General features: G+C 32.3%; 6 protein-coding genes. 1 reads left to right on the plus strand and 5 read right to left on the minus strand.

The features are described from left to right. Window positions 1–269: hypothetical protein (locus H5T45_07230; GenBank protein ID MBC7129493.1), on the minus strand; the 269-nt coding region annotated here is incomplete at its 3' end. Window positions 270–375: 106 nt separating this feature from the next. Here H5T45_07230 and H5T45_07235 point away from each other — a divergent pair. After that, window positions 376–855 (plus strand): hypothetical protein, encoded by a 480-nt coding sequence (locus H5T45_07235; protein MBC7129494.1) that lies wholly within the window; start codon window positions 376–378, stop codon window positions 853–855. On the opposite strand, the gene H5T45_07240 is transcribed toward H5T45_07235, so the two are convergent. The 4 genes from H5T45_07240 to H5T45_07255 all read right to left on the minus strand — a co-directional run bounded on the left by H5T45_07240 (window position 852) and on the right by H5T45_07255 (window position 4,883). Continuing rightward, on the minus strand, window positions 852–1,496 hold the full coding sequence (locus tag H5T45_07240) for a fibrillarin-like rRNA/tRNA 2'-O-methyltransferase (GenBank protein MBC7129495.1): 645 nt from the start codon (window positions 1,494–1,496) through the stop codon (window positions 852–854). The two genes, H5T45_07235 and H5T45_07240, sit on opposite strands and share 4 nt — an antisense overlap. Then, window positions 1,480–2,700, minus strand: coding sequence for an FAD-dependent oxidoreductase (locus H5T45_07245; GenBank protein ID MBC7129496.1), 1,221 nt, complete (start codon window positions 2,698–2,700; stop codon window positions 1,480–1,482). Before H5T45_07245 ends, H5T45_07240 begins: the two co-directional genes overlap by 17 nt. Continuing rightward, a complete protein-coding gene (locus H5T45_07250; GenBank protein MBC7129497.1) occupies window positions 2,697–3,080 on the minus strand; it encodes a response regulator in 384 nt (127 codons plus the stop codon). Before H5T45_07250 ends, H5T45_07245 begins: the two co-directional genes overlap by 4 nt. Before the next feature lie 447 nt (window positions 3,081–3,527). Continuing rightward, entirely contained in the window at window positions 3,528–4,883 is a 1,356-nt protein-coding gene (locus H5T45_07255; protein MBC7129498.1) for a right-handed parallel beta-helix repeat-containing protein, read from the minus strand. Window positions 4,884–5,076 lie beyond the last annotated feature (193 nt).

Here is a 5,076-nt window from a genome sequence, read left to right on the forward strand (position 1 = left end):
TTAAAATTTTTCTTACTTAATCTTGTATAAACTGTGTCAGCATCTGGAATTTTATATTTTGTTATTTCTTCCAATCTTTTGCAACCATTTTCAAGGTATCTTCCCCTTATTGAGCAAAATGTTATCCCCTTCAAAATTTTTTCATCCTCATATATCGAATTTTTATTAGAATGAAAGTTAATAATATTTCTTACCAAACTAAAACAAAATCTATTTAATTTCCTTAAAGATTTATTATTTGCCTGAGGCATTATCCTTTCTTTTTCCATAATCTGGGATTTTGCCTCAGGAAATAATTTTTTCTAAATTTTCACTTTCGGAGATACTGATCCCTCATATTTATATAAAGTTAAATATTCGGGCTGAAATACATTCATGTTAAAGCATTCCGCAAAAACTGGGATAAGCTTTGGTCTTACTTCAGGAGTTATAACAACTCTTGGTCTTATGGTGGGATTGCATAGCGGAACAAATTCAAGAAGTGCGGTTATTGGAGGAATTCTTACGATAGCAGTTGCAGATGCTTTTTCTGATGCTCTTGGAATTCATATTTCAGAGGAATCTGAAAACAAACACACATCAAAGGAAATATGGGAATCAACTTTCTTCACATTTCTTGCAAAATTCATTTTTTCAATATCATTTGTTTTTCCAGTTATATTTTTAAAACTTAATTTCGCAATGATTGTAAATATTTTTTATGGAATAGTTCTTCTTGCACTATTCAGTTTTTACTTGGCAAAGGAGCAAGGAGCGGAAAGATGGAAAGTAATAACGGAACATGTTACAACTGCAGTTATTGTTGTTATAATTTCCCATTATGTAGGAGAAGCAATAAGCATGTTTTTCTCCTAAATTCTTAAACTTATTGCAACATGATCCTTTGCATAAGGAGAGAGTTCAATCATTTCAATTATTTCATGATTTTCCTCTATTTTTTTCCTTACTTTTTCAAAAATTTTCTTTGGCTTCATCGCCATATCTATACTCCTTGCCTTTGTCATTATCACTCCATATTCTGGAGAAAATTTATCAATATTCTTTAAAAAAATTTCAATCTGATTTTTCTGGGCTATATCCTGATATAAAAAATCAATTTCATCAACTATTTTTTCATATTCCTCGGGTTTGTTTGCATCTCCCATTATAGGAATCATATTATTCCTTTCCTGGCAAAGCTTTACAAATTTTTTCATTGGCTTGAAAGCAATTTCAACTCCATAAATAATACCATCACTAGCTATATCTGAAAAATGACTTGCAGTTGTTCCATTTGCAACTCCTAAATAAAGAATTCTGCTTTTTTTATTCAATGGAAAGAATTTCATTCCCTTAAGTATGAAAGCACACATTTTGCTTCTGTAGGAACTCCATGCCCTGAATTCATCCTTTCCAATCTTTATAATTTTTTCCCCATAAACACTCTTGCCTGGTATCAAATTTTTTGTAAATATCTTATTTTCTTCCCTGTAAATTCCCTCAAATATCTCCTTCATCCTCAACTTTCCTCCATAAGATGTTTGAAGCCATCGCCAGGCAGTCAAAAACTGGAGCAACAGATGGTGCATATGCATTCTCAATTTTCGCAAAATCCTTTACTCCCATTTTTGCATATATTGCAACCGCTACTTTATCTACTATCTTCGCCGCCCCGCGCCCTATGGCTTGTGCTCCTGCAATTTTTCCATCTTTTGCAATTAACTTTACTAAAATTTCCTCCCCTTTCATATAGTTTGGCAAATCCTTGCCTATGTATTTTGCTGAAATTCCATCACTTCCCATAATCCCAACAGATGCAATCTCGATGCCGAAAATTTTTGTTGTTTTCGCAAAAAGAGGGGGAAGCATTTTTTCATCTCCTCCAGCAGCATTTTCTCCAGCAATCATTCCCTGCCTCACTGCTATGCTTCCAAGCCCAACATTAGAAAATCTTCCAAAAAAATCTTTAACTTTTGTGCAATCTCCAGCAGCATATATGCCTTCCTTAAACATACATTTTTCATCAACTTCAATTATATCTTTTATTATTCCATTTGGTTTATTTCCAGTAGCAATAACTGTAAAATCTCCTCTATAATTTTCATTTCCAAAAACCTCTCCGCCATGCACCTCCTCCGCTTTATAATTCAAAACAATATCCAAGCCAATTTTCCTCATAAGATAATCAGCAACATCTTTATCAAGCATATTCGGTAAAATATTTGGCATATATTCAAGCAATTTTACATCAACTCCTATCTTTTTGAGAGCTTCTGCTATCTCAATTCCTATCAAGCCAGCACCTATAACAATTGCATTTCTCGAATTTAATGCTTTTTTCCTTATTTCAATTGCATCTTTCAAATTCCTCAAAAAATATGCATCTTCTGCTTTAAAGGGGCAATATGGAACAGAGCCAGATGCAATAATCAATCTATCAAATTCCTCTTCTCTTTCCCCTTCAATTATTCCTGCATCTATATCAATTTTCTTAACCTCCTCTTTTCTATATGATATGCCTATTCTTTCAAAATCATCAGGTCTCATTTCCACTATTTTTTCCCATTCCATTCCAGAAATTACATATGGTAAAGCGCATCTTGAATAAAGCCCCATGCCTTCTCTATCAAACAAAAAAATTTCTGCATTTCTATTCATTTTCTTTGCAAACTGGGCGGCGGTTGCGCCAGCGGACCCGCTTCCCACTATAGCTATCCTCATAATTTGAAAAATTCCTTTAGCTCTCTAACGAAGCCATCGAAGCCAGCGTATCGGGGTATTACTTTTTTAGCTCCAGCCTCAATTAGCTTTTCTGCCCAGTCTGTTCCAAAAAATGCAGTAAAGCCATATACATTTGCATCTTTATCCATTTCAACAATTTTTTTTGTTGTTTCAACACCATCTATATCTGGCAATTTCAAGTCCATTATAACCAAATCAGGTTTTTTGCCCTTTTCCATTAGTTGCTTATATTTTTCAATACCTTCCTTCCCATTGTATGCAGAATAAACTTCCAGCTTAAGTCCTTCCTTTGCCATATATCTCTTCATCAATTCCTGCATTTCTTTCTCATCTTCAACAATCAACAATACACTCTTCATTTTCTTAATAGTAATGCTGGTAAAATATAAATCTTTTTTTAAAAGAACAGTATCTCCGAATTTTGATTGAAAATTACCTTTTTAGCAGAATTTCTCTCTCTATAAAACCTAACAAATCAAGGATAGAAGAAAACATGAAGAAGAAAAATCTTATAATGAAATTCTCTGTTTTTGTTTTTATTTTTCTTTTCCACTGGCACTTTTCTAAAAAGAGAAGTTACTGGAGGAGCAGACAAAACTCTGCTACATTGAAATTATTGAGCAAAATATTATACCCTTTAAAATTTCATAATCGGGGATTTTGCCTCAGGAAATAATTTTTTCTAAATTTTTACTTTCGGAAATACTGAAAGAGACATTAGTAAAATTAACACTTTGTCAATATTAATTCTCCCTCTATTCCGTCATAAATCCGTGGATGCCGGAAAGGAAGCCCTAGCTTTTCTACTAATGGCTTTGCATAGTAAAAAGCTTCCTCAGCAGAAACATAAAACCATCTTTATTTCCCTTATAATCTTTAGGAATTGGAATTTTAACATTTTTTAAAGCTGGGATTTTGCTCGGAAACAATTTTTCTAAATTTTTAGTTGTAAAATTTCCATATGGCTCCAATGCTGGATGCCAATCAAAATTAAACCACAAAACATTGTAATAATCTCTTGGGAAACATATCGTGAATATCCCTTTTATTGGCTTTGGAATTTTAAAATTCCAATCACTCCAATAATTTTTATACAAGATGTTGAGGTATATATGGAAAGGAAACCCTGGATCAAATATATGTATCTCATCCCAAAAAAATGCATTCACACTATTATCAAGGTTATTGTATGTGAAATAATTATTTCCGCAATAAAGTTCCCAGTAAATTCCAACATAATTTGAATATATATTATTCTTTGTTATCACATTATTGAGAGAGGCATATCTTGTGCCACTACCCTGCAACTTAACCCCTACTTGATTTAAATAAATCTCATTTCCAGAAACATTACAATATGAGGAATCGGCAAGAACCAATCCTCCATAGACATGATTATGAATTTTGTTATTTAAAATAGAAATGTTGGAAGATAAACTAGCACCCATTCCATACTGTTGATTAGCATAAATATGATTAAATGAAATAGTGCAGTTGTGTGAATAAGAGTATATTTCCATTCCACAGCAGTTTTCTGTTGCAATATTTTGTGTTATTGTGCTATCTGTTTCTCCGCAGAAAAGGAATCCTTCTCCCATATTTCCTCTTGCAGTGTTATATGAAATAATGTTGTGAGAACATTTTCTGGTACATATCCCGGCCGTATATCCTTTTGTAAACTCATTATTTTTTATTTGATTATGCGATGAGTTATAAAGATAGAAAGCATATACTCCATACATAAATGTATTGTTTTCTATAATGTTGTTATCAGAGTGTACCTCGCAAGATGGAGGATTTTCCTGGCTAACTGAAATTTCCTGACTCATTATAGTAAATCCTTTTAATGTACATCCATCTCTTTCTATTAAAACAGCGCTTTTATTTTCTTTTGCATGTATAATTGGTTTTTTTCCATTTTCTTCTATTCCAATTAGAGAAATGCTTTTATTGACAACGATGTTTTCATTATACTGTTTTGGATAAACATAAATTGTGTATCCATCTTCTGCATCATTTATTGCTTCTTGTATCCTTGTATAATTTCCCTCGCCATTCCCTCCTACATACAAAATTCCATTGCTTGCTCCTTTTAAATTGTACCCATTTATATTTACAAGGGTAAGCATAAGTGCAATTGAAACAATTATTATTTTTTTCATGTTTGTAAATTTCATTTTATTTTAAATATGTTTTTACTAAATCTCTTACGCATTATTATTTCCATTTACTACATAGAAATACCAAATATTGCTTGATGAAATTGCTCCATTTGTATCTTTAGCAATTACTTTCCAATAATATGTTCCTGCTCGAGGAACAAAAGAATAATATACTACTTGTGAGCTTGTAGTT

Source organism: Thermoplasmatales archaeon, assembly GCA_014361245.1.
In the GTDB taxonomy this organism is placed as follows: Archaea; Thermoplasmatota; E2; order UBA202; family JdFR-43; genus JACIWB01.